Origin of the sequence: Allokutzneria multivorans (assembly GCF_039537405.1) — a bacterium.
Taxonomy (GTDB): domain Bacteria; phylum Actinomycetota; class Actinomycetes; order Mycobacteriales; family Pseudonocardiaceae; genus Allokutzneria; species Allokutzneria multivorans.
In genome coordinates this window covers 180,899-204,944 of record NZ_BAABAL010000016.1, presented here as the reverse complement: position 1 = coordinate 204,944, position 24,046 = coordinate 180,899, and the positions used below count along the sequence as shown (strand labels likewise).

Sequence of the window (24,046 nt, the reverse complement as noted above, 5' to 3'; positions counted from 1 at the left end):
TGAGAGGCCCAAGGGCACGCGCGAGGGGCCCCAGGTCAAGCCGAACCCACGCTGGAACTCACGTAGTCATGCACAGGAACAGCCCCCGCGAGCGTCAGATCGGCCACGATGTGGCTCGCCGACACGACCTCCAGCACGGGCAGATCAGCCAGTGGCGCCAACACGTGCTCGAACAGCTGCAACCGCGCAGGCCCGCTCCACGCCTGCGTCACGGTCACATCGGTGATCTGCGCCCGCACAAGCTCAGCAATCCGAGGCCGAGCGTCATAGCCAGGAACGATCTTCACCATGTAGGTCGGCACGGTGATCTGCCGCAACGCCTCCTCAGCACTCAAAACACAGTGCTTGTAGCCCATGGTCGCAGTGGCCACGCGCAACGACCCGACGTCCAACGTGCCGACGAGCGCCCCCGAATCAGCGAAAAGCTTTGCTGTGCCAAAGCTTTTCGGATACGCGGACAGCTCACGACCGCACGCGATCGCGGGAAAGTTGTCGAGGTACATGGCATGCAGGTACTCCCCGCGCTCCTCGCCAAAACGCACGGGCACAGCGATTCCGGCCTCGGTGTACGGACCGAAACCGCCGACGTCGCCCATGTGCATGACCTCGAAGCGCACCAGGGGCTCGTCGATCTCCAACGGCTCGGGGACGATCGAGCGCAGCGCCGAAAGAGACGTGCGGTAGAAGACGTTCAGGTACTCGCGATCAGTGAAACGGTAACGCCCCAACGGATACGGAGGCGCACTCAAAGGAACGGTGACCTTCGTCAACACCTCCTCAGCCCGCATCGCCCCTCCTCAAAGTCAACCCGAAGCGCGAGCCGTGGAAAGCGGTAACGCCGTCGACGGAGCACACGACATCGGCGATCACCACAGGCGAGTCACCGCCCCGGACCTCGGCGACGAACAGTTCGAACACCAGGAGCGAACTGGCGGGAGTGATCTGCCTGCCACAGCGCCATTTGAAGGTCTCCTCGCACAGGGGCTCGAAGCGCCAGCCGTCCCGGGAAGCGGTGAAACCCAGTGCTGCCACATAGAAAGCCATCGCCTGGAAAGCCCCATCGACCATGAGGTTGCCGGGCATGCACGGATCGTCGCGGAAATGGCCGTCGAAGAACCACGCGTCATCAGCGACCGGAGTCTCCACCCGGAGGTAACCACGGCCCCAAGGACCACCCGCCGGATCGAAATCGGTGACCTCGTGCAACAACCACGTCCGCTCACTGCCGAGTCGCGGCGAACTGCGGTGCGAAGCCAGCTCGGGCACGCCGAAGCACTCCGCAGCACGACCGGCCGCGAACGCGAGGAGCTGGTGCGGAGCGAATTTCCCAGGCGCACAAACAGGAACATCCAGCGGAGCAGACGCGGCCGGGACATGCGCAGCGGGATTCCACGGAACTCCGGGCGAGGTGGCGAGGGTCGAATCGGTGAACAAGCCGCCGCGCGAGCGTGCGGTGACACGCAGCTCGCCGCCGACCCAGAACTCCACACTGGACGAGTAGACGATCAACCCGTTGTACTCGCTGTGCGAATCGATGCTGACCCCACAGGTGATCACTTCACCCGCTCGCGCCGGAGCCCCGTGGTAGGTCAGCTCCGCGTCGAGCAGCCGATAACTCCGATCTCCCGCATGTCCGAGGTCCGCGCCGAGCCAGCTCAACAGCACCAGAACGCCCTGGCCGGTCTCGACCATGAGACCGGGCGGCATGTACCCGGTGTGGTCGAGGTTCCACCAGCCCGGCCGCACATCGGTCTCGGTCCTGATCACGCCGGTACCCATCGACGCCGGTTCCGCGTCCATCTCGACAACGCGGTCGATCAACAGCATGGGCGGCTGCGGGAGGCGGATGTGCCTGCGGTGGTTGTCCTGAGCAGCGAACCGAGGCCCGAAAACGCGGGAAACCGGCCCAGCACCAAGGAGTTCGAGCTGCTCCCGAGAGAAGACGAGCGCCTTCTCGGCAGGCCTGGACATCAACGCGACAGTCGTCCGCGTCTGCATCTCCAGGAAGCGCCGGTGTGCCTCCGTCTGCTGAGCGAGCACTGCGGCATGCACAGCCGCCACGCGCTCACGTTGCGCCACAACAAAGCTGAGCAAATCCGGAGCGACAGCAACAGCAGCAGGAGCAGCAGCCAACGACGGCAGACGCACATCGCCCCACTGCACCGGGAACCGCACAGTCTTGCCAGGAACCGGCAACGGAGCCTGAAAGCGGCCGAAGAACGAAGCCGCGTCAACGGGAACTCCGGCCGCGACAAGCTCGCCCAGCGCATAGCCGAACTGCCGCAACCCTCGCCCATCCGGAGCGTCCAACGCCACCGCCACGTGCGCGCGATCCCCGAGCGTGCGGCGAATCCACCCGGTGCACAGCCCCTGCGGGCCGAGTTCGACGAACACGCGCACACCGTCGGCCCACGCGCGCTCAACCACATCGGTGAACCGCACAGTGCCAACGCCTTGAGCACTCACAGCCTCAGCGGCAGTCTCCGAGGTCGCCGTGTAGGACTCCGCCGTAGCACCGCTGTAGAACCGAACTCCCGGCAGGTCGCGGACAGGCTGCGTCGCGAAATCACGCCACTCAGCACGCACAGCCTCCAACTCGGGCACGTGCGCCGCGAAGTGGTAGCCGATCTTGATCGACGGCAGGTCCAACCGAGCCATCAGCTGCGCGCACGCCCGCTCAGGACCGCCCACCACGCACACATCGGGCGCGTTCTCCGACAGCACGTGCACGCCGGGGTGATCATCGAGCAGCGCGCGAACCGAAGCGGCCGGACCGTTCACCAGGTGGCTCGCCCAGCGATCGTCGGGGATGCCCGCTCGCTCCCACTGCTCACGCAGCACACGGCAGTCGCCGGTGAGGTCGCTGATGAGCCTGTTGCTCCGGAAGTCCTTGTCCCACTTGACGATGTCCGGCCAGGCGCCCATCACCGTGAGCCCCAACGGCTCTCCGGCAGAGTACCCGATCACGGCCGTGGGCCGGAGCCCGAGCGAGTCGGTGATCTCCTTGTGCAGCATGCTGAACTTGCCGATGTCGGCGATGTCCTCGATCGTCGCGGGCGAACTACCGCTCGACAGCGCCAGCGGCCCACCGAAGCGCTCCGACACCGCCGCGACCGCGTCCGGGAACGCCAGCCGCATCTCGCGCCCCATCGACGGATAGACCGCAGCGCCGTTGGTGAAGACGAACGCGATCTCCCCGCCGATCGGCACATCCTGGTACGCCACGCCCGCAGGCTTCACACCACCCTCGGTGAACCAACTGCGAGCACGTTCGATCGCCGAAGCACGATCGCCCTCGATCACAACGGTAAGCCGCGCGGGCCCGTCGTCCGAAGCGCGACCGGCCTCCAGAGCCGCGAGAACCGAAGCGCGATCCCGGCCGGAGTAAACCTCCAACGTGGGCCGGTCAAGCGCCCACGGCGCAGGAGTCCCCGCCGAGCGCAGCCGAACAGTCGCACGAGGAGCCTCCAGCGGATCAACGATGACCTCAGCCGTCCGAATACCCGCCGCTGGCACGGCCGGAGCACCGACGGACGGAATCGCACCGTGCCGCAACGCCAACGCCGCCACCGCGACACCGACGAGCCCAACCGCCGCGTGCGCCGAACCAAACATGTCCACAGTGGACACACCGGAGTCACCGACAACGAGGTCGGCAGGCTCAGGAGAAGAGTCCAGCAACGCGATCACCTGGTCGCCGTCGCGCTCCGCATCGCCAAGCCGCTTCAGCACGAGCACAACGGCCGCGTCACCCGGAGCCTCCGAACGACCGAGCGAACGAAGAGCAGCCTGGTGCACCGGGTCCCCGGAGAGATCGACAGCGCCGACGATCGCCGCATCAGCCTCGCCGTGCCGCAAAGCGCGCGCGGCGATGTCGAGCGCCACAAGGCCGGACGCCTCCTCGGCCGACACGGTGAAGCCAGGACCCGCGAGGTCGAGCTGCGCATTGATCCGGTTGGCGACGAGGTTCGACAGGCCGCCGATCGCCGCGGCAGAGGTGTGCGGACCAGCGAAGGCTTCACGGAAGTCGGCCAGCCCAGCCAGGTCCGCGCCCGCATCCTCGATCCACTGTGGAGCGCGGAGCCGGGCGCCACACCTGGTGCCGGTGGGGTCGGTGCCCATGCCGACGAGCACCATCGTCCGCTCGCGCGGCAGTCGGACATCGCGAACAGCCTCGCGCGCAGTCTCCAGGATCACGAGCTGCTGAGGGTGTGCCCGCTCCAAATCACGCGGTGGGAAGCGCAACCCGCCCAGCGTCAGGTCGATGTCCGCGCGAAGAGCACGGCGGCGCTGCCCGGTGAGAACATCTCGGCGGAGGTCCTCCACGTTCGCGCCGTCGGCCACCTTCGCGCCGATCGCGACAATGGCAACGGGTTCGCGACGCGGGGGCAGCGGCGCAGGCTCGACGACCCCCGCGTTCTCCGCCCAGCCGTCGACCACGAGGTGCGCGTTGTTGCCGCCAAAACCGAACGCGCTCACACCGGCGCGCAGCGGCCCGGTCCACTCCTCGGCCTCGTTCACCAGACGGATCGGCGTGCCGCGAATCGCGTCGATCGGCGACTCCGCCCCGACGGTCGGCGGGCGGACTCCAGCCCACATGGCGCCGATCACCTTCAGCAGCCCGGCGATCCCGGCCGGAGCGAGCACATGACCGAGGTTGGACTTCGCGGAGCCGATCGGCAAGCTCTTGCTCGCCGCGAAAACGCTGGCAAGCGACCGCACTTCGATCGAGTCACCGACCGGCGTACCGGTGGCGTGACACTCCACAAGGGACACAGTCTCCGGGGCGATGCCCGCGACCTCGTATGCCTGGCGCATCGCCCTTTCCTGCCCGTCCTGCGCGGGCACGAGCAGACCACCGGTCCGACCGTCGTTGGACAGGCCGACTCCGCGCACCACACCGAAGATCGGCCTGCCCTCGCGCACGGCGTCAGCGAGCCGCATCAGCGCGACAGCACCGGCGCCCTCGCCGAGCACCAAGCCGTCGGAGTCGCGGTGGAACGGACGGCTCCGACCGGTCCGGCTGGTCGCCGACAAGGCGGTGAAGTTCACTTGCTGGACGAGCTGATCCGATCGGTTCACGGCTCCGGCAAGCATGAAGTCGGCGGTGCCGTCCAGCAGTCGATCACACGCGAGCTTGATCGCGTACAGCGACGACGAGCACGCAGCGTCGAGCGCGAAGGACCCGCCGTCCAGGCCGAGCGCCCGAGCCGCGAGGTGTGCGGGAAGCCCTGCGGAGAAACGGTTCCGCGCGTCCGGACGCGCCCGAGCACCGCGCAGCGCGGGCATCTCCTCCAGCAGCACGTGCTCGGCGAAGCTCGCCATCGACTCCGTCGGCATGCACAAGTTGCCGAGCACGAGCCCCGATCGGCGCGGAGCGGTGTCCACACCGGACTCTCGCAAGGCTTCACGCGCGGTGTGCAGAACCCACTGGAACAACGGGTCCAGCGCGAGCACGGATTCGGCCCCGATCGCGAAACCTGCGGGGTCGAACACCGACTCGAAGCCCCGGACGTACCCGCCCATGTCGGTGTAGGTGCGGTCGGCGGTGTCCTCGCCCGTCGCCATCGCCCAGTGCGGATCGAGTCCCCACCGGCCGGGCGGCACGCTCGACAGGCTCTGCCTGCCCGCAGCGAGGTTGTCCCAGTACTGGCCAGGGGTGAGCGCGCCGGGCAGCACGCAGCCCCGGCCGACGATCGCGATGTCCACGCTGTTCTCCCGCGTCACTGAATCTGGATGCGGGCACGGAAGTTCGGCTGGTCGCCGACCTCGACGTGCAGTTCCGACTCGCTGATCCGTCTTCCACGAACCGGAATGGGACTTCCCGTTCCGGCGAGAGGGCTCAGCTCCTGGACGTCCTCCAAGAGAAAACCGCGATCGGGGAACCACGAACGAGCGGCGCGGTCCATCCACTCGGCGGCGGTCTCCACAGCCACCCCGGCGTCGGCGTGGCCTCGTACCGCGACCGACGGCGGGTCTTGGTCCTGGCCTGTCATGACCGCGACGCCCTTCGCGGCGGTGACGATCACGCGCACGTCGCCACCAGCTCCTGTCACCTCGTCGGCGAAGGCGGCGGCGCCGTCGCGGAACGGGATCAGCGCGACCTCCCTGACGCGGAAGTACTCCTTCAACGAGGAGCCGATCATGCCGCCCTCCCACGGCCCCCACGCGATCGAGCGGACCAGGCAGTCCGGCCTGCGCAGGCTTTCCGCGACGGCGACGTGGTTCAGCGTCTCGTTGGCCATCGCGTAGTCGCTCTGCCGTTCGCTGCCGAAGGTGCCCGCGACCGAGGAGAACAAGCACAGCAAGGAAAGCGGGTCCTCGGCGGTCGCGGCCAGCAGCGCGCGCAGCCCGCCGAGCTTCGTGCTCGTGACGATCTCGTACTGCTCGTCGGTCTTGTCGACCAGTCGCTGGTCCTCGATCACGCCCGCCGCGTGCACGAGGCCGGTGATCGGCCCCCACTTGGCACGCACGGTGTCCAGGACCGCAGCGACCTCGGCCTGCTCGCGGATGTCCACCGCGTGGTAGCTGACCTCAGAACCGGCTTCCCGCAAGGCGTTCAGGTTCGCCCGCACTTCGCGGTCGGCCAGCACGCGCCGCACTCGGGCGCGCACGACACCAGGCGTCGAGCGCTCGCGCTGCGCGACGGCCCGCACCATCGCGGCCTCTTCGGTGATGCCGACGAGGTAGTCCGGCTCGTCCTCCACCTTGCTGCGGCCCAGGATCGCCAGCTTCGGCCGGTGCGACCGCGCGAGCGCCAGCAGCCCGGGCGCCGTCACGCCCCGTGCTCCACCGCCGACCACGATCACCGACTCCGGCCCGACCGCAGTGCCCGGAGTGCCGTCCAGCTCCTCGTTGGCGGTGCTCAGCGTCAGTCTCGTCCCGTCAGCGCGCAGACCAACGTCCAAAGTGGACCCACCGCCGAGCAGCTCGCCGACGATCGCCTCCGCGACCTCGTCCGGCGTGCGGCCACCGCGCTCGCAGTCGATCGCGCGGACGCTCGTACGACTCCATTCCTTCACCACAACACGAGAAAGCGCAGCGATGCCGCCGAGCCACGCGCGGTCCGGGCTGCGCCCGTCGAGCCCGAAGTCCCCGCCGGTGTCCTGGACGGTGACGAACACCCCGCCCCGGTCGGTGAAGGACGCGGCCGTGCGGCACGCGGTCTGGTAGACGTCGCGGTGGATGGCCAGCGCGTCGTCGACCGACTCGATCTCCGCGAGCCCGCCGAGGTGCACAACCCCGTTGGCGTCAGCGGGAACCTCGGCCACGACCTCGGCGCCGACGCCGCGCTCCGTCAGCTTCGCCGCGACCCGCTCCGCGATGCCGCCGCCGTCGTCGGTGATGAACAGCGGGACGTCGCCGAGCCCCGCCATGGCCAGCCCAGGAGCGGGAGTCTCCACCGCCCGCGTCACCAGGCGCACCACGGACTTCTCGGGCTCGGGGGCAGCCGAACCGCTCAGCTCGCTCGTGATCTGGCGCAGCGTTCGCAACGCGCCGAGCTTCGCCGAGTCCAGCTCAGCCAGGCCGGGAACCTCCCTGCGCAGAGCGGAGAACACCTCAACACGCTTGATCGAATCAATCCCCAGATCCGCCTCAAGCTCCATGTCCAAATCCAACATCTCCACCGGATAACCCGTCCGATCCGCCACCACATCCAGCAACACCCCGCTGACGTCGTGCGCGGGCTCGACCGCCGGAGCGCCGCCGAGCCCGGACGAGATCTCCCGCAACGTCCGCATCGCGCCGAGCTTCGCCGAGTCCAGCTCAGCCAAACCCGGAACTTCCCTGCGCAGAGCGGAGAACACCTCAACACGCTTGATCGAATCAATCCCCAGATCCGCCTCAAGCTCCATGTCCAAATCCAACATCTCCACCGGATAACCCGTCCGATCCGCCACCACGCCCAGCAACACCGCGCTGACATCACCGGCAGGCAGAGACACAGGGGGAGAAATCGGCATCGCGGTAATGCTCGGCATCACCGGAGCCGAAGGCATCAACGGCGCAGCTGGCATCAACGGCGCAGCGGAAACAACCGGTGCGGACGGCACCGGACTGACAGCAGGAAGTACAGGCGCGGCAGGCAGCTCAACGCTGTTCCCCAGCAACGCGGCGAGGGTGGCATCGGAAGACCGCAGGAACGCCAGGTGACTCTCGGACAGCAGTCGCTGGTAGGTGTTGTGAGCCTCAACGGTCTGCCGCTGGCTCTCCTCCACCGCGCGGAGCCACCCCGACGGAGCAGGCTCAACGGGACCTGAGACAGCAGGACCTGAGACAGCGGGACCTGACACAACGGGAACTGAGGCAGCGGGGGCCACGGGCGCCGGAAGCGCCGACGCTCCACCGGCGGGCGGGTACTGGCGGCCCTGGTTGGCCCCGTTGATGCGCACCGACATCTTGGTCTTGCTCTCCTTCTGCTCCGCGAGCGGTGCGATCCGCTCCCACAACGCCTCGAAATCCAACTCGGTCCCGCTCACCGCGAGCCGCGCCAACGCCTCGTTCAAGCTCGTGATCCCGTTGCGACCCTTGCGATCCGTCGCGACGACAAGGTGCTCTCGATCACCGAGAACCCGACCGACCAGCCCGGTCAGCGTCGAGCCCGCGCCCACTTCGACGAAGCGCCGAACACCAGCCGCGTACATCGCCTCGATCTGCTCGACGAACCGCACCGGAGCCGCCAAGTGCCCGGCGACGCGCTCGCGGATCTCCGATGGCGCGCTCGGGTACACCGCCGCGTCCGCGTTCCCGAACACCTCCACGCGAGGCGCAGCAACCGAAATGCCGCCCAGGAACTCCAGGAACGGAGCTGAGGCGTCCGCGACCAGAGGACTGTGGAACGCGGTCGCGGTGTTGAGCCGCTTCACCGCGAAGCCCTCAGCGGCGATCTTCTGCTCCACGACCTCGGCGGAATCCGCTCCGACGGACACCACGACCTGGTCCGGCGCGTTGTGGTTGGCCACCCACACGTCCGGAATCCCACTGCCCACCAACACGTTCTCGACGTCTTCGCGCGAGGCAGTGACCGCGATCATGACACCCGGGATCTCGGCCGCGTCGCGCATCAGCTCCCCACGCCGACGCGCCATCCGAAGCAACGCCTGCGAATCCACGGCGCCCGCCGCGTGCAACGCGACAAGCTCGCCAAAGCTATGTCCAGCAACGCAATCCGGCCGCAAGCCCAGCGACCCCAGCACGTCGAGCAGCGCGAGGCTGTGCGCGGCCAACGCGGGCTGAGCCCACTCCGTCGCGGTGAGCTGAGCCGCCTGCTCCGCGCGCTCGGCATCGGTGAACGCCGGACGCGGGAACACAACGCGGTGCAGCGAGCCCCCGATGCCGTCCCACACCCGCTGCGCAGCCGGAACGTGCATCGCGAGGTCCGCGCTCATCCCCACGTACTGCGATCCCTGACCGGGGAACAGAAACGCCGTCCGACCCTCCACAAAAGACAGTCCATAGTGGACTTCAGTGGGCGTGGAGAACGAGGCGGAAGGCGACTTCTCCACCAGAGCCGCGGCGCGGTCGATGTCCGAGGCAGAGGACGCCACCACGGCGAGCCGGACCGCATCACGAGCGCGGAAACGATGCTGACTCCGCCGAGCGATGTCCGCGAGCGAGCCGCTTCGCTCGGCGCGCAAGCTCTTCAGCAACTCCTCCGGCGAGGAAGCGCTGAACAGCACGAGTTCGCTCGCCTGCGTGCGGTGCCGCCACGCGGTCGCCGAGCCGGTGTACTCCTCCAGCGTCAGGTGGAAGTTGCTGCCACCGAAGCCGAAGCTCGACAGCGCGGCCCTGCGCGGGTGCGAGGGGTTGCCGATCCACGGGCGCGCCTCGGTGTTGATGTAGAACGGCGTCCGCTCCAACTCCAGCTCGGGGTTGGGCCGGTCGACCTTGATCGTCGGCGGGAGCACCTTGTGGTGCAACGCGAGCGCGGCCTTCACCAGGCCCACCGCCCCCGCCGCGCACTTCGTGTGCCCGACCTGGGACTTCACCGAGCCGAGCGCGCACCACTGCCGATCCGAGCGCCCCGCCTCGTCGAAGACCTCGCGCAGCGACGAGAACTCCGCGCGGTCACCCGCGATCGTGCCGGTGCCGTGCGCCTCCACCAGCTCGACGGTGCTCGGGTCGTAGCCCGCCACGTCGTAGGCCCGGCGCAGCGCCCTGGCCTGGCCTTCCGGCAGCGGCGCGTAGATCGCCGTGCTCCGCCCGTCAGATGATGCGCCGATGCCCCGGATCACCGCGTAGATCCGGTCGCCGTCGCGCTCCGCGTCGTCGAGCCGCTTCAGCGCGAGCATCGCCAGGCCCTCGCCGAGCATCGTGCCGTCGGCGTCGGCGGAGAACGGGCGGCAGTCCCCGCTCGGCGACAGCGCGGGGGTCTTGCTGAACGAGACGAAGGTGCCGATGTCGTTGGTGGTGTCCACGCCGCCGGTCAGCACGAGGTCGGCGCGGCCCATCGCCAGTTCCGCGATCGCCGCCGAGACCGCCGCGAGCGAGCTGCCGCAGGCCGCGTCGGTGGTGAAGTTGGCGCCGTGGAGGTCGAAGCGGTTGGCGATGCGCCCCGCGACGACGTTGCCGAGCATGCCGGGGAAGGTCGCTTCCTGCCAGTCCACCCCGTGCCCGGCGATGCCGTCGCACACCGCCTGCGCGGTCGCCTCGTCGACTCCGTTCTCCCGCAGCGCTTTCAGCCACACCGGGCGGCTCAGCCAGCCGGTCATCTCCGACAGCAGCTTCAGCGCGGAGACGCCGAGGATCACGCCGACGCGGTCCCGATCGGTCCGCTCCAGCCCACCGCCGAGGTCGGCGAGCACCTGTTCGGCGACCACGAGAGACAGCAGCTGGCTGGAGTCCGTCGCGGGCAGCACGTTCGGCGGGATGCCGAAGGCGACGGGGTCGAAGTCGACCTCCGACAGGAACGCGCCGCGCCGCGCATAGGTCTTGCCGGGCGCGGAGGGATCGGGGTCGTAGTGGTCCTCGACCAGCCAGTGCGTCCCGGGAACGTCGGTGATCAGGTCGCGGCCCTCGACGACGGTGCGCCAGAAGCCCGCCACGTCCAGCGAACCCGGCATGATCGAACCGAGGCCGACCACGGCCACCGGCGGCTGCGCGCTCTCGCGTGCCACAACACTCTCCTTCACTGTGATCTGTGCTCAGACCAGTCGGCGCGGCGCGAAGGCGAAGGCCTCCTGCGGCACGGGCAGGCCGTAGACGCGGAGCTGGTGGGCGCGGGTGAGCACCGCGGCCCCCTCCAGCAGGTTGAGCGCGATCTGGACGACGGTGCGGTTGGCCTGCTCGGCGAGGAAGCTCCCGGCGGTCCAGCGGTTGAACGAGCCGATCGCGGGCCCGCACCAGATCTGGAAGTCCGTGCGCCGCACGGGATCGCCGTCCACCGCCCAGCGGCTGCTCCGGCCGAGGTAGGAGCGGAAGACCAGCGCCATCCGGTGCTTCGGGTCGGCCTGAGCACGCGCCAGCTCGGCCGGGTCGCGCTCCCGCCAGAACCTCTCGGTCTCCGCCCATGCCTGCTCCACCGGCATGCGCAGGATGTCGCGCTCGATGCGGGCGCGCACCCGCTCGGGCAGCTCCTCCAGCGACGCGTGATCGCGATAGGCCTCGTAGAGCTGCGTCGCTCGCGAGGCGAACATGGTGCCGCGCCGCAGGACCTGGACCTTCACACCCTGTTCGAACATGTCGGCCGCGGGAGCCATGGTCACGTCGGCCAGGTCCGCCGAGGCCAGCAGCGCCTTCGCCTCCGGGGAGAGCCCCGACTCCACCGCGACCTGGTTGACCGAGCCGGTCACCACGTAGGCGGCTCCGGTGGCGAAGGCCGCGGCCACCGCCGTGGGCGTGCCGATCCCGCCAGCGGCTCCGACGCGAACCGGGCGCTGGTACCCAAAACGGGCGACAAGCTTGTCCCGCAACGACAGGATCACCGGGAGCAACGCGACAAGCGGGCGGTTGTCGGTGTGACCGCCGCTGTCCGCCTCGACGGTGATGTCCTCGGCAACCGGGACGCGCGCGGCGAGCTCGGCCTCCTTCGCGGTCAGCAGCCCGCGCTCGACCAGCCCGCGCAGCAGCTCCGGCGGCGCCGGGGACAGGAACCGCTCGGCGGTCTCCGGGCGCGAGATCTTCGCGAACATCCTGGTGCGCCTGATGATCCGGCCCTGCGCGTCCTCGGTGAGCCCGGCCGCCGCGCACCGCACCACGGCGGGCGTCAGGTCGGTGAACGCCGACGCGCACACGCACGGCACTCCGCTGCGGATGAGCAGATCGGCGACCTTGCCTTCGGTGACCGGCTCATTGGGCGAGTGGATCAGGTTGACGCCCCAGTTCGGCAAGCCCGCCAATGACTTCTTCAGCTCGGTGACGGCCGCGTGCACGCGCGGCAGGCCCAACCCGCCCGCGCCGAAGAACCCGAGCATGCCGCCGCGAGCCATCGCCGCGACCATCTCGACCGTGGCGATCCCACCGGCCATTTCTCCTGCTACATAAGGGAAGCGCGTGCCGTGGGTCTCGCAGAAGGTCCGGTCGCCGAGCCACTCCGGGTACAGCGGCGGCAGCGTGCCGACCACCTGCTGACCGGGCGGGAGCTCCCCGACCGCCACGCCGTAGCCCTCGCCGGCGACGATGTGCGCGGGCTCGCGGACGCGGCCGACCAGCGCGGCGATCTCAGCGGGGTGGAAGGCGGGCTTGGACAGCGTCTTCATGACTCTTCCCGGTAGTCGTCGTAGAAACCTCGACCGCTCTTGACGCCGAGCGCGCCCCGGTCGACGTACTCGCGCAGCAGGACTCGGGGTCCCTCCGGCAGCCCTTGGCGCTCGGCGGCGTAGGTGTTCTCGATGTCCAGCGCCACGTCCAGGCCGACCTGGTCCATCACCCGGAACGGCCCGGCGGGCACGCCGACGACCGCCCGGTAAAGCAGGTCCACCTCGGCCGGGGTGGCCACGCCCTCGGCCACCACCGCGAGCGCCTCGCGCTTCACCGCCGCCCAGATGCGGTTGTAGATGAAGCCGGTGCTCTCCGCGCGCACCTCCACGGGCGTGAAACCGAATTCGCCGAGCGCGCCGACAACGGAGTCCATGACCGCGCGCGAAGTCCTGCCGGAGGACATGACCTCGACGGCGTTGACGATCGGCGGCAGGTAGAAGTGCGTGTTGAGCACGCGCTCGGGAAAGTCCAGGCCGTCGATCAGCCGACTCGTGGGAATCGAGGAGGAATTGCTCGCGAGCACCACATCATGATCAGTGAGCGCGTCGAGCTCGGCGAACACCTCGCGTTTGAGGTCGAGGCGTTCGGGAACGGCTTCGACCACGAGCCAGGCATCGTCGACGGCGGCTTTGACCGACTCGACGGCAACGACCTGGCCGAGCGCGTCCGGCGCGTGGGCGGAGACGAACTCCACCGCCTGCGCGGCGTGCTCGGGAACGGGGTCGGTGATGCGGACCTCGGCCCCGCCGGTGGCGAACACGAGGGCGAGCCGGCGGCCGAGCGTTCCCGCTCCGACCACCGCGATGGGAAGCGCTGGGGGCACGGTCCGAGCATGCGAGCACGGCGCTCAGCCCGACAAGGAACCAGTGTCCGAGCGTTGTCCACGGTCATTGCACAAAGCAGAACCGCAGGTCAGGCGATGATCACGTGCAGCTGGACGTAGAGGCTCTCCGGGAAGAACTGCCTACCGCGCGCGTCCACCATCTTCCACCGCACGACGCACTGGCCGAGCTGCTCAGGGACGTGGAACGGCGCGGCGACGAGCACCGCCTGCCCCGGCCTGGTCATGGCGATCGGCACCCGCTCCGGCGAGGTGCACCCGTCCGGCCGCACGGGATCGATGCGCGCGAGATAGCGATCGGTCCACGTCGCCGAGCCCGCGTTCACCAGTTCCCAGATCTTGACGATGTCCGTTCCCGGGTGCACCACGGCACCATTCGGGTAGTTCACCATGCGGCGCATTCCGACATTGTCACCGGGAACGAGCCGGGCCAGGTGCGCGGGAACTCCGGTCGCGACGAGAGGCCCTTGTTCGGCGCTCGTCACCAAAACCGCGAGAAGCAGCAGGACGACCGCTATCGCGACAGTGCTCCCGCGCATTTTCACAGGCCGGTCCGGCTTCGGAGCCGATCGCTGAACGAGAGGGCCACCCTCAATTCGAGCGCGCGCCTTCTCCCACTTCTCGAACCATTCCGCGCGCGCCGCGTCCTCGTCCTCGCCCAGCGCGGTGACCGCGAGCGCGCGGACGTACTCCCAGGTCGTGTCCCTGCTGGGCAGGTGCTGGCCCCGAGCGGCGGCCGCGAGCGAGGACTTCGACGCGGCGGCGCCGTACACCGTGCGAATGGTGTCGTAGGAAGGGTCGCCCGCGCGCAGCTTCAGCTGCCACAACTCGTCGGCGAACTCAGCGACCGGCCCGGAGGTTGGGTCCGGACGCACCGCTCTGCGCCCCTGTTTCGCCCGTTCGACGCCAGGCATTCCCGTCGTGCTGATGGGTCAAGTACAGCGCGAGAACTGACCCGTTGTCATTCTCTTCGGACCCCACCGAACCAACCCCGCCGAATCACGCGTGCCAGGGTTCGCCAGTCTTCAAGACCCGCAAACCCCCGCCCGAGCCGTCTTCAACGACCACAAACCCCGGCGGCCCCGGGGCCGAAATCACGCGTGCAGCGTGTCCAGGATCTGCTGCCCGTACTTGGCCAGCTTGTTCTCGCCGACCCCGCTGACCCCGCCCAGCTCGGCGAGCGTCTTCGGCGCGTCGGTGGCGATCTGCCGCAGCGTCGCGTCGTGGAAGATCACGTAGGCGGGCACGCCCTGCTCCTTCGCCGCCGCCGCGCGCCACGCGCGCAGCTGCTCGAACACCGGAGCCGCCGCGGCGGGCAGGTCAACGACGGCCGCCTTGCCGCGCGCGGTCTTCGCCGCCTTCGGCGCGCGCTTCGGCTCACGCCGCAGCATGACCTCGCGCTTGCGGCCCAGCACGTCGTTGCTGGCCTCGGTGAGCGTGTAGACGCCGTACTCCCCCGTCACCCCGAGCAGGCCCTGCGCGATGAGCTGGCGCATGACGCCCTGCCACTCCGGGCCGTCCAGCTCCGTGCCGATGCCGAAGACGCTGAGCTGGTCGTGCCGGTACTGCTCGACCTTGGCCGTGCGCTTGCCCAACAGGATGTCCGCGATCTGCAACGCGCCGAAGCGCTGGTCGCGCTCGCGGTCCAGGCGGAACACCGTGGAAAGCACCTTCTGCGCCGCGATCGTGCCGTCCCAGGACTCCGGCGGGTTCAGGCACGTGTCACAGTTGTCGCACGGCTGACCGGTCTGGCCGAAGTAGTTGAGCAGCTGCACGCGGCGGCACGCCACCGTCTCGCACAGCGCCAGCATCGCGTCCAGGTGGATGGTCAGCTTCCTGCGGTGCGCGAGATCGCCCTCCGAGGTCTCGATCATCTTGCGCTGTTGCACCACGTCGGCCAGCCCGTAGGCCATCCACGCCGTCGACGGCAGTCCGTCGCGGCCCGCGCGGCCCGTCTCCTGGTAGTAGCCCTCGATCGACTTCGGCAGGTCCAGGTGGGCCACGAAGCGCACGTCCGGCTTGTCGATGCCCATGCCGAAGGCGATCGTCGCGACCACGACCAGCCCCTCCTCGCGCAGGAACCGCGACTGGTGCCGCGCGCGCGTCGCCGCGTCCAGCCCCGCGTGGTACGGCACGGCCGGAATCCCGTTCTGGCTCAAGAACTCCGCCGTCTTCTCCACCGACGCGCGCGAGAGCCGGTAGACGATGCCCGCGTCGCCCGGGTGCTCCGTGCGGATGAAGTTCAGCAGCTGCCGGTCGCCGCCGTCCTTGAGCACCATGCGGTACTGGATGTTCGGCCGGTCGAAGCTGGAGACGAAGTGCTTGGCCTCGGTCAGGTTCAGCCGCGTCGCGATCTCCGCGTGCGTCGCCTTCGTCGCCGTCGCCGTGAGCGCGATGCGCGGCACGTCCGGCCAGCGCTCGTGCAGCTCCGACAGCGCCAGGTAGTCCGGCCGGAAGTCGTGGCCCCACTGGGAGACGCAGTGCGCTTCGTCGATCGCGAACAGCGAGATCGTGCCGCGCTCCAGCAGGCGCACGGTCGACTCCACGCGCAGCCGCTCCGGCGCGAGGTAGAGCAGGTCGAGCTCTCCGGAGAGGAAGGCCGCCTCCACCGCGCGGCGCTGCCCCGGGTCCTGCGTGGAGTTGAGGAAACCCGCCTTCACCCCGAGCGCCGTGAGCGCGTCGACCTGGTCCTGCATCAACGCGATCAGCGGCGAGATGACGACCCCGACGCCCTTCCTGACCAGCGCGGGAACCTGGTAGCACAACGACTTTCCGCCGCCGGTCGGCATCAGCACCAGCGCGTCACCGCCGGAGATCACCTGCTCCACGATGGCCTGCTGGTCCCCGCGGAAGGAGTCGTAACCGAAGACGCGGTTGAGGACGTCCACTTCGGGGCGGGTCTCAGGAGAAGCCATGACCTCGATCCTACGAGCGCCCCCGACACTCCCCACTCCCCCCTTACGCGCTGAATGACTCATTGAGGTACTTGAGGGTCCTGAATGAGTCATTCAGGGAGTTCAGCGCACCAAACGAGGCGTTGGCGTGCGGGGGCGTGGGCGGTCCGTGGTGGTGGCGGGGCGGCTCAGGCGCGGGCGCGGCAGGTGTCGCGGATCTTCCAGAAGTTGTGCAAGTACTCGTCGTGCACGGCGCGGCCGGTGATGCGCAACAGGATCTCGTCGGCCTGCCGCAGCGCCGACCACGCGTAGTTGTGACTGCCGGTGTAGACGCGCGGCGTGATGTCCTTGTCGTACTTGCCGTCGATGAGCAGCGTCTTGGAGTGCACCTGGAGGTCGCGCTTGCCGGGCGTGCCGTCGAAGTCGCACTTGGTCAGCTGGGCCTTGGTGCCCTTGAAAGCGCCGAGGACCTCCTTGCTGGCACCGGCGTAGACGACGTCCACCCAGCAGCCCTTGCGGCTCAGTTCGGCGAGCTTCGCGGCGACGGGGTCGCGGTTGAAGGCGAGCATCACGACACGAAGGTCGGTCTGGTGCCACGAGCCGTCGGGCTCCTGGTAGCGGCAGCTGGGATCGACGGAGAGCAGGGTGTTGTAGACCGTGTCGGTGGCGGGATCGGCGTAAGGCTTGCCGGAACGTTCCTTGCGCGGGAAGAAGAACGCCCGGAACTGCGAGCCGCTGCCGGTGTCGGTGTAGTAGTCGTTGTTGCCCGCAGCGGTGCGCCGGTAGCGGACGAGATCGGCGAAGTAGGCCCGAAAAGCCTTGTGCGCCTTGGCATCCGTCAGGGTGAACATGTCGTTGTAGGCCTCGACGGCGTCCCAGTCGCCGACGTTGGACGAGCCGGTGAACACCACGTCCGGCACGATCGTGCCGTTGTTCATCCGCACCTTCGAGAACGCGGCGAACTTGGTGTGGTTGTAGCCGTTGCTCCAGCTGGAGACGCGCGTGGCGATGCACCCGCGGTCCGGCCCCTTCGGGAACTTGTCCTTGCACGTCACCACGAAGCTGGGCTTGGCGTCGTCGGCGCCGAGCGCGGCCTTGAGCTGCGCGTGCGCGCGGTTGCCCGCCTGCCCCTGGTCGAGGACGACCTTCACGCGCACCCCGCGCGCGTGTGCGGCGAGCAAGTGCGCGGTCGGGTCGGAGTCGTGCTTGAGCACGTCGAAGCCGAACCACGACAGCACGATCTCCTCACCGGCGGGCACGCGGTCGATGAGCCGGGCGAACTGGGTGAAGCTCGCGTACTGCGCGGCGGGCGCGCCCCACGGGTCGTTGAACACCGGACGGTTCACCACGGGATCGGGCTCGGCAGGAGTCACAGCGGCCATCGCGCCCGGAACGGGCGCCAACGCCACCGCCAGAACCGTCACCAAGCCCAGGAGCACTGCGCGCATCCGAATTCTCCGTCCTCAATGGACTGCTGCGGGGTTGAGAACCGGACGGGCACGATAGACGATCATCGCACGCACCACCCGAGAGCGCGAACTTTATTCACGTCCAACCACAGACATGAGGAAAAGACAAATTCTTCAAGGTTGGATGTCGGTCATGACCCGGACGGCCGCATCCGGAAGGATGCGTGAGACCGGTGACACAGGCCCGCGGTGAATCGAGGGATACCGTTGGCTGTGGAAAGGAACTGCGAGTGATGACGAGCCAGTCTCCGCCGTCCGACCTGCGGGCGAAGGGCACGGCCACGCGGCGGCGCGGGCGTTCGGGGGCGTGGTTTCGCCCCAGGAGGCAACCGGGGCGCCTCGGAGGTTTCGGCCTGGCCCGACTGATCACGCTCCAGGTGGTGCTGCTGGCACTGGCCTTCGGCGTGTTCCAGGGGATGTGGGCGCTCATCGCCTCCTGCGTGCTGGGCCTCATCGCACTCGCGCTCATCTTCGGCAGGTCCCAGGGCCGCTGGTGGACCGAGAGCATCGCGCTGTGGCTGCGCTTCCGCCGCCGCAAGGGCGCCTCCGGCGAGGTCCGCGAGGACCCGAGGCTGGCCGCGCTCAGCGAACTGGCGCCGACCCTGGTGGTCGACGACGTGGACGGTCCCAACGACCGCAAGCTCGGGCTCGGCTCCGACGGGGCGGGCTGGTTCACCGTCATCGAGGTGACTCCCTCCGACGGCAGCACCCCGACGCCACCGGTCCCGCTCGCCGGTCTCGTCAAGATCGCCGCCGAGGCCGAGCAGGCCGGGGTGGTCACCCAGGTCGTCGCGCACAACGGTCCGATCGTCGGCCCCGGCAGGCGCGAGCACACCACCTGGGTCGCGGTGCGCCTCGACGCGCACGCCGCCGCCGAGTCCATGATCGACAACGCCGAGGGCAGGGTGGACGTGCCCGCCGTGCTCTCCGAGATCACCCGCCGGGTGGAGCGGGTGCTCCAGCGGCGCGGCCACAGCGCCCGCATCCTCACCGCCGACGAGGTCACCGAGGCGCTGGCCCGCTCGTGCGATCTGGCCCGACCCGGCGGCCCCGAGCGCATCCGCGAGGAGTGGGACGCCTGGTACTCGCCGTGGCTGGCGCACCGGTCCTTCTGGGTGCGTTCCTGGCCGGACCCGGTCCGCGGCGTGGAACTGCTGGCCGGGCTCGCCGAGCTGCCCGCGCCGATGGTCAGCGTGGCCCTGCTGCTCGACCCGACGCTGGCCGGCGCCGACCTGCGCTGCCTGATCCGCGTCGCGGCCCCGCCCGACCGCGTCGAGCAGGCGTGCTCCTCGGTGCTGGACATGGCTGCGCGGTGCGGGGCGCGGCTGACACAATTGGACGGACAGCACGCACCGGCGGTCTACGCGTCGGCGCCGACCGGGGGAGGTGCACGATGAACGAACCCGAGCAGCCGGACTCCCAGCCCCGCAACAATCCCCAGGGCAACGGACCGCAGCGGCCACCGGGCCCACCACAGCCGCCCCAGCAGCAGCGCCCGCCGCACCCCGGCCAGCAGCAGAACCCAGGCCAACAGCAGCACAGCGGGCCGCAGCAGAACGGGCCGAACCAGGGACCGCCCCGGCACGGACAGCAGCAGGGGCCGCCCAGGCAGGGTCAGCAACCCGGTCAGCCTCCCGGCCAGCCACTCGGTCAGCCGCAGGGCCCGAGGCACGGGCACCCGCCCACCCCGCAGCAGGGCACGCCGCAGCAGAACCGTCCCCCGCAGCCGGGCCCGCCCGGCCAGGGCGCGGTCCAGCAGCGCCCGCACCCCGGAGGCCCTGGCGGCCCCGGCGGGGCGCGCCCGGTGCTCGGCGGCCAGCACCCGCACACACCGCCCGGTGGACAGGCGCTCCAGCAGCCTGCTCCGGGACCGCACCAGCAGCCACCGCCGGGCCAGCAGCGCCCCGGTGGCCCCGGGCCCGCGCCGCAGCACCAGCAGCGTCCCCAGCAACCAGGCCCTCAGCAACCAGGCCCTCAGCAGCCGGGCCCGCAGCAGCCAGGCCCCCAGCAACCGGGCCCGCAGCACCAGCAGCAGGGTCAGGCGCGCCCGGTGGCCATGCCGCCACCGGGTCAGATGGGCCAGGTCCTCGGCGGCCCGATGGCCTACACGGGCACCGCGGGAACGAACCAGTCCGCGGCGGCGGCCCAGGCCGCGGCCACCGGCACCCTGCTCGCGCAGCCGCTGGCCCTCGGTTCGAGCCCGCCGCTGGCCCCTCCGACCCCGCCGACCACCGCCCCGGACAAGGGCGCGGGCAAGGACGAGGAGCCGTGGCAGGCCCGCAAGCACGGAGGCCTCGCCCCGCTGCGCATCGGCCACCACCACGCCACCGACGAGGAACTGGACCTGCTGCAGATCGCCGGGGACTCCTTCGGCCTCCGGCTGGGCAGGGACCAGTCGGGCCAGCCGGTCGCGATCCCGCTGTTCCGGCCGGAGCAGACCGAGGCGCTGCTGGTGGGCGGCATGTGGGCGGCGCGGCTGCTCGCCTTCCGGGCGCTGCGCTTCGGCGCCCGGGTCGTGGTGTTCACCCGCCAGGCAGCGGGCTGGCCGGAGCTCGGCAACCTCGCGGTGGGCCGCGCGGACCGGCTCATGGTGCTGCCGCCCGGGTCCCCGAGCGAGCTGAGCGCCTCGGCCGACAAGCCGCTGCTGTGCGTGCACGACGACCAGCCGCCGCCCTCGGAGGACCCCCTCCCGTGGCGGACCAGGCTGACCGTGCTGCGCCAGCTCACCCCCGAGCGGGCCAGGCTGGCCCCCGACTCGGACCTGGTGCTGCTGCAACGCCTGGCGCCGTTCGAGGCCTCGCTGGTGGCCACCGAGATGAGCTTCACCCCGGACACCACGCAGGAGCTCTCCCGGCTCCGTGACGACATGGTCGCGATGTTCATGGGTTCGACGCGCCAGTACGCGGCGCTGACCGTGAGCGGCCAGGAGCAGCGTCTGGGCCGTCCCGGCCGCTACTGAGGCAGGACAACGAGAAGGGGGCCGTCCACTGTGGACGGCCCCCTTCGTCGTTCTCGATCTACATGCCGGTCAGCTGGCGGTTGCGCGCCGCCTCGGTCTCGGCGAGGTCCTGCCAGTCCTTCGGCTTGACCGGAACCGGCTGCTCACCGACGCGCTGTTCGTTGATCCGCTTGTCGTCCTTGCCCTCAGTGGTGTAAAGGGTCTTCGACTCGGTGTTGTTCTCGTGGTTGCGCTGGGTCTCGACGTGTTCGGTCCGCCTGCTGGTGACCTCACCGTTGGCGTTGCGCTGCTCCACAGTGGTCTGCTCGTGCGTGGTCTGCGGTCCGGTCTTCGGGCAGTTCGTCGACGACGACCGCGTGGTGACCGTGCTCCCCGCGGGCTTGTTGTCCTGGTAGAACGTCGTCGTGGAGCCGGTGCTCGTGCTGACCATCGTGTAGAGCGTCTGGCCGTCCTTGTCCTTGACGATCTCTTCGACCTTGTCCCCGGTCGTGGTGACCACGCGCTCGCCGCCCTTGGCGGTGCGGTAGGTCGTGATGGTCGTGCCGTCGGCCAGGCACACCCCGCCCACCTTGACATCCATCCCGGCAGCGCCTGCCTCGCCCTTCCCCTTCGCGTAGAGGTCGTTGATCGTGACCAGCTTGCCCTCGGGGAAGAGGTAGGACGGGGCGCCGGGCGGCTGCTTGCCGCCCGGCTCCTGGTAGACCCACTGGACGGCGCTGAGGCTGATGCCGTTGCCGCCGTCCCCGGCCTCGTAGCAGTCCGCGAGGGTGTGGAAGGCGCTGCCGTCGGCCAGCATGCTCCGGTAGGCGTCACCGCAGAACGCCTGCGTGCTCGCCTGGTTCGACGCGCTCAGCTCCTCGGCGGAGGCCCCGGCTTGTAGCCCCCCGGTGCTCAGCGGGAACTTGCCGCCGCTGGTGAACAGATCCATCATCGGGCCGTTGGAGTCGGAGAGCAGGTTGGCCGCGATGGTGGAGATGTTGGTAGCGAAGCCACGGAGGCCGGCAGGGTCGGCCTTGAGCTCGTCGCCGCCCTTGACCCAATCCGGGGTGCTGTTCATCGAGGTCCTCCCACGGTCCTGTCTCTGCTGACCGGTGTGCTGCTGCTGCGGTTGCTACTTGGCGCGGACATCGGGCTTGGGTTCCGCGCGGTACTCCTGCTCGGTCCGCTTGTCCACGACCGGGCCACCGGGGGTGGCTTGCGGAGCCCACGCTTCCTCGGTGCTCTCCGCGACCTGCTTGCGGATCTCGCGCGCCACCTGGTCGGCGGAACGCTGCGGAGCGGAGCGGCGGTCGAGCACGGCGGGTTGGGCGCCGAGCAGTGACTGGGGCACCGAGGCCTCCTTCTCCCGCTTCGCGTCCACCGGGTCCTTCGCGGCCATGCGGCCCTCGAAGACCGCTTCCGCGACCGCCGGTGGCACCGCACCGAACTCCGAGTTCTGACGCTCCAACTCGCGGCGCCGTTCCTTGCGCTCGCGCAGCGCGCGCTCGCGCGCCCGCATCTCCTCGGTGTGGGTCTTCGGCGCGGTGCCCCGATGCGGGTTGGACAGCACGGGCGGCACGGAGTCCCCGCTCAGCGGCTGGGCTCCCGGCGCGGCGGGCCTGCTCTGCCGTGCGGACGAGGTCGGCTTGCGGTCACCGAGCACCGACGGCGAGGAGGTCGACGGCGGTGCCTGGAAGGCCTCGGCCACGTCCGGGTTGTGCTGCGCGGCCTGCTTCGGCGCACCCGGGCGGTTGCGCTCGTTGGCGCCCTGCGAGGGCGGCGGCGTCATCTGCTGCGGCGCCTGCATCCCGCCGCCGGCTCCCGGGGCGTCCTTGCGCTGCTTCTGCTGCGGCGCCTTGGCCTGGTTGTTGGCCTGCGGCGCGGGCGGCGGGTTCATCTGACTGCCGAGCGCGTTCTGCCCCAGCGTCGAACCGCCGAGCCCGGGCGGAGCACCGGCACCGCCCTTGAAGGCGCCCGGGGTCGGCGCTGCGCCGGCGTTGAGCGAGGGGTTGTTCCCGAGCACGCCGAGGTTGCGCCCGTTGAACGCAGGGGGCGCGCCGGGGTTGCTGATCACGCCGGGGCTCGGAGCGTTCAGTCTGCCGGGCACGGGCGGGGCACCCGCCGTGCGCAGCCCGTCGGGCAGCGGCGGCGGAGCGAGTCCGGTCGGGACCGGCGGCGCCTTCGGGGCCACCGGGGGCGGCGCCACAGGTGGTGTCACCGTCGTCGGCACGACGGGAGGAGGGGTCGGCGGTGTTGGCGCGTTCTTCGGTGCCACGGGCGGGGGCGGGGGCGCCCCCGGAGCGTTCTTCGGAGCGGGCGGGGCACCGGGTGCGGTACCGGGCGCGGGTGGGCCGCCGCCCAGGGTCGGGGGCGGGGGCATGCCGAGCGCCTGCGGGTTGTAGACGGCGTTCGGCGGCTGGAGAACGGCGGCCTGCGCGTTGGCAATCCGGCCGAGGTAGCCCGCGTAGTCGTTCTCCATCCGGTTCATCAGTTTGCGGGCCTTGACGCTGTACTCGTCCTGGACTTCCTTCTTCGCCTTGGCCTGCTGCTGTTTGAGGCCGCCGGTGCCGAGGAAGATGCCACCGAGGTGGTCGAGGATGCCGGGCGATGCCTCGCCGTGCTTGTCCTCGTACTCCTCGAACAACTGCGTCATCTCGGTCTGGTACTGCTTCATCACACCGGCGAGCCCGGTGAGGGCCGAGGCGTTCTCGGTGGCCGCCTGCCGCCACACGTCGAGGTAGGCGAGGTCCTTGCCCAGCTTGGTGAAGGCCGCCGCCTTGGCGGCGGGCGACTCCCACTCGACGTTGAGCGCGTCGGCCTGCTGGCGCAGCTGGGTGGCGGTGTGCTGGAGGTTGCTGGCGACGTTGGTCCACAAGCTCGCCCGGTGCTCGGCGTTGCCGGGCTGCTCCCCGAGGACCATCAACTTGATGGCCTCGATGGTCATCCCTTCGACCTTGCCAGGGTCGCTCGCACGGGGCTGCGGCTTGGGCAGCTGCTGGCCGTCCTTGAGCTGCGCGGCCTGCTCGCGCCCCTGTTTCACGGGGTAGGAGTCCAGGCCGGTCACCGGACCGACGAAGCCGGGGTGCGCCCGGTTGACGTTCTGGATCGTCTTCGGGTCGAAGCCGTAGTAATCGTCGCCCATGCGCTCTCACCACCTGGTGTTCGCCGTCGCCCCGCCGCCTGGAGGGATACCGCCGTTACTAGA

13 protein-coding genes are annotated in these 24,046 nt (G+C 69.9%); 2 read left to right on the top strand and 11 right to left on the bottom strand.

The window, feature by feature from the left end:
• Positions 1 to 35: 35 nt before the first annotated feature.
• From ABD798_RS19960 to ABD798_RS19925, 8 genes are all read right to left on the bottom strand, one after another.
• A complete protein-coding gene (locus ABD798_RS19960; RefSeq protein WP_344876976.1) occupies positions 36 to 788 on the bottom strand; it encodes an acetoacetate decarboxylase in 753 nt (250 codons plus the stop codon).
• Complete coding sequence (locus ABD798_RS19955) at positions 778 to 5,709, bottom strand: beta-ketoacyl synthase N-terminal-like domain-containing protein (protein ID WP_344876974.1); 4,932 nt, start codon at positions 5,707 to 5,709, stop codon at positions 778 to 780. Before ABD798_RS19955 ends, ABD798_RS19960 begins: the two co-directional genes overlap by 11 nt.
• A gap of 14 nt (positions 5,710 to 5,723) precedes the next feature.
• On the bottom strand, positions 5,724 to 11,117 hold the full coding sequence (locus ABD798_RS19950) for an SDR family oxidoreductase (protein WP_344876972.1): 5,394 nt from the start codon (positions 11,115 to 11,117) through the stop codon (positions 5,724 to 5,726).
• A gap of 27 nt (positions 11,118 to 11,144) precedes the next feature.
• Positions 11,145 to 12,698, bottom strand: coding sequence for a PfaD family polyunsaturated fatty acid/polyketide biosynthesis protein (locus ABD798_RS19945; protein ID WP_344876971.1), 1,554 nt, complete (start codon positions 12,696 to 12,698; stop codon positions 11,145 to 11,147).
• On the bottom strand, positions 12,695 to 13,522 hold the full coding sequence (locus tag ABD798_RS19940; RefSeq protein ID WP_344876969.1) for a 3-hydroxyacyl-CoA dehydrogenase family protein: 828 nt from the start codon (positions 13,520 to 13,522) through the stop codon (positions 12,695 to 12,697). Before ABD798_RS19940 ends, ABD798_RS19945 begins: the two co-directional genes overlap by 4 nt.
• A gap of 89 nt (positions 13,523 to 13,611) precedes the next feature.
• Positions 13,612 to 14,415 carry an NBR1-Ig-like domain-containing protein gene (locus tag ABD798_RS19935; protein WP_344876967.1) on the bottom strand — a complete coding sequence of 268 codons (804 nt, stop codon included), beginning with the start codon at positions 14,413 to 14,415 and terminating at the stop codon, positions 13,612 to 13,614.
• 219 nt (positions 14,416 to 14,634) lie between these two features.
• Complete coding sequence (gene recQ / locus ABD798_RS19930; RefSeq protein WP_344876965.1) at positions 14,635 to 16,455, bottom strand: DNA helicase RecQ; 1,821 nt, start codon at positions 16,453 to 16,455, stop codon at positions 14,635 to 14,637.
• 167 nt (positions 16,456 to 16,622) lie between these two features.
• Complete coding sequence (locus ABD798_RS19925; RefSeq protein WP_344876963.1) at positions 16,623 to 17,882, bottom strand: phospholipase D-like domain-containing protein; 1,260 nt, start codon at positions 17,880 to 17,882, stop codon at positions 16,623 to 16,625.
• A 254-nt stretch (positions 17,883 to 18,136) separates the two neighbouring features.
• Between ABD798_RS19925 and ABD798_RS19920 the strand changes: the two genes are divergently transcribed.
• On the top strand, positions 18,137 to 19,300 hold the full coding sequence (locus ABD798_RS19920; RefSeq protein ID WP_344876961.1) for a type VII secretion protein EccE: 1,164 nt from the start codon (positions 18,137 to 18,139) through the stop codon (positions 19,298 to 19,300).
• Here the strand turns inward: ABD798_RS19920 and ABD798_RS19915 are convergent.
• On the bottom strand, positions 19,264 to 19,929 hold the full coding sequence (locus tag ABD798_RS19915) for a hypothetical protein (protein ID WP_344876959.1): 666 nt from the start codon (positions 19,927 to 19,929) through the stop codon (positions 19,264 to 19,266). The genes ABD798_RS19920 and ABD798_RS19915 overlap by 37 nt on opposite strands.
• A 30-nt stretch (positions 19,930 to 19,959) precedes the next feature.
• On the opposite strand from ABD798_RS19915, the gene ABD798_RS19910 reads away from it, so the two are divergent.
• The gene (locus tag ABD798_RS19910) at positions 19,960 to 20,862 is read left to right on the top strand and encodes a hypothetical protein (protein ID WP_425549247.1); all 903 of its coding nucleotides are present in this window, start codon (positions 19,960 to 19,962) and stop codon (positions 20,860 to 20,862) included.
• 58 nt (positions 20,863 to 20,920) lie between these two features.
• Here ABD798_RS19910 and ABD798_RS19905 read toward each other — a convergent pair whose 3' ends face one another.
• Together ABD798_RS19905 and ABD798_RS19900 are read right to left on the bottom strand one after the other, a co-directional pair.
• Entirely contained in the window at positions 20,921 to 21,919 is a 999-nt protein-coding gene (locus ABD798_RS19905) for a hypothetical protein (protein ID WP_344876955.1), read from the bottom strand.
• Between the two features lie 54 nt (positions 21,920 to 21,973).
• Positions 21,974 to 23,983 (bottom strand): hypothetical protein, encoded by a 2,010-nt coding sequence (locus ABD798_RS19900; protein ID WP_344876954.1) that lies wholly within the window; start codon positions 23,981 to 23,983, stop codon positions 21,974 to 21,976.
• Positions 23,984 to 24,046 lie beyond the last annotated feature (63 nt).

Excerpts from the sequence above, each read along its gene's own strand:
- ABD798_RS19960 (WP_344876976.1), bottom strand. The coding sequence starts at position 788 with ATGCGGGCTGAGGAGGTGTTGACGAAGGTCACCGTTCCTTTGAGTGCG.
- ABD798_RS19945 (WP_344876971.1), bottom strand. The coding sequence starts at position 12,698 with ATGAAGACGCTGTCCAAGCCCGCCTTCCACCCCGCTGAGATCGCCGCG.
- recQ (WP_344876965.1), bottom strand. The coding sequence starts at position 16,455 with ATGGCTTCTCCTGAGACCCGCCCCGAAGTGGACGTCCTCAACCGCGTC.
- ABD798_RS19925 (WP_344876963.1), bottom strand. The coding sequence starts at position 17,882 with ATGCGCGCAGTGCTCCTGGGCTTGGTGACGGTTCTGGCGGTGGCGTTG.
- ABD798_RS19920 (WP_344876961.1), top strand. The coding sequence starts at position 18,137 with ATGACGAGCCAGTCTCCGCCGTCCGACCTGCGGGCGAAGGGCACGGCC.
- ABD798_RS19910 (WP_425549247.1), top strand. The coding sequence starts at position 19,960 with ATGCCGCCACCGGGTCAGATGGGCCAGGTCCTCGGCGGCCCGATGGCC.
- ABD798_RS19905 (WP_344876955.1), bottom strand. The coding sequence starts at position 21,919 with ATGAACAGCACCCCGGATTGGGTCAAGGGCGGCGACGAGCTCAAGGCC.
- ABD798_RS19900 (WP_344876954.1), bottom strand. The coding sequence starts at position 23,983 with ATGGGCGACGATTACTACGGCTTCGACCCGAAGACGATCCAGAACGTC.